Origin of the sequence: Brevibacillus laterosporus (genome assembly GCF_030489605.1) — a bacterium.
In the GTDB taxonomy this organism is placed as follows: Bacteria; Bacillota; Bacilli; order Brevibacillales; family Brevibacillaceae; genus Brevibacillus_B; species Brevibacillus_B laterosporus_E.
In genome coordinates, this window is sequence record NZ_JAUKFY010000063.1 from 1 (window position 1) to 1,049 (window position 1,049).

1 protein-coding gene is annotated in these 1,049 nt (G+C 42.8%); it reads right to left on the reverse strand.

From position 1 onward, the window contains the following. The coding region (locus QZ995_RS23655; protein WP_301812398.1) for a hypothetical protein at window positions 1-1,016 on the reverse strand (1,016 nt) is incomplete at its 3' end. Between the last annotated feature and the right edge of the window lie 33 nt (window positions 1,017-1,049).

Below are 1,049 nucleotides of genomic sequence, written 5' to 3' on the forward strand. Positions count from 1 at the left end.
CCACTTGTAACACCATTAAGTAATGTTTGATCTGTACCGCTGTTGAGCTTACCTTTTACCGTGAGGGTATTCCCGTCTGGATCGGATGCCGTACCTGAGAGAGTAATAGAATCGGGTGGTATCAAACCAGATTGTACAGCAGGGAAAGTACCAACAGTAATAATAGGAGCCTTATTGTGCTTAACGGTAAAAGTACGGGTGACGACATCGGATTTACCACCTTGGTCATCTTCTGCCCATATAGTTACCGTGTGATTGGTTCCCTCTGCCAGTAATCCTGATACATCTATGGAGCCGTCGTACAGTCTTCCACCTCGGTAAGTTAGTACCTTGGAAAAAGAAAGAGGCGTGCTACCGTTGGATACTCCGGATTGCGCCGCCCTTGCCGTTCCTGTATTGATTTGGTATTTGACTGTGACGACATTACCGTTGTCAATGTCAATCGTAGTTCCTTGTAATGTGAGTGTTTTACTTTCTGTTAAAGCTTGATTGTTCTGAGTTGTAACAGAAATTGTAGGTTTCGTATTTGTTACACCAAAATATGCTTCGGACCAATAAAAATCATAACTGGTTTGATAAGTGCCAGCGTACTGTTCTCCTGAAACCTCGGCATAAGAAGCACCTGGTGGCGCCACACCCCTTGCTATAAATTTGTAGTAGATTCCTTTGTCATTTCCAGAGGATTGATTTACTCCGTAGGTCGTCCCGATTTTTTCCCCCCAAGAGTCTTTTTTAAATTTATACCAGTAGATGTGGGATTTTAACCTACCTACTAGTTCGGATTTTTTAAGCCAAACAATAAACTCATACTCTTTCCCTTCAATGACAGGTATTTTAGTAGATCGGATCGATACTGCAAACCCATCTATTTTACCCATAGAACTGCACCTTACAGCAGTGCCTCCAGTAACTCCAGCATCTGTTACTCTTGCTAACTGAGAATATTGATCAATGGCTTCTAATCCTTCCGTACCGGTTGCGCCGGACGATTGATTAGGTGTGAGTAAATTGGCCATGGTATCCCTCCTTTATGCTTGTGTGATCGTAAT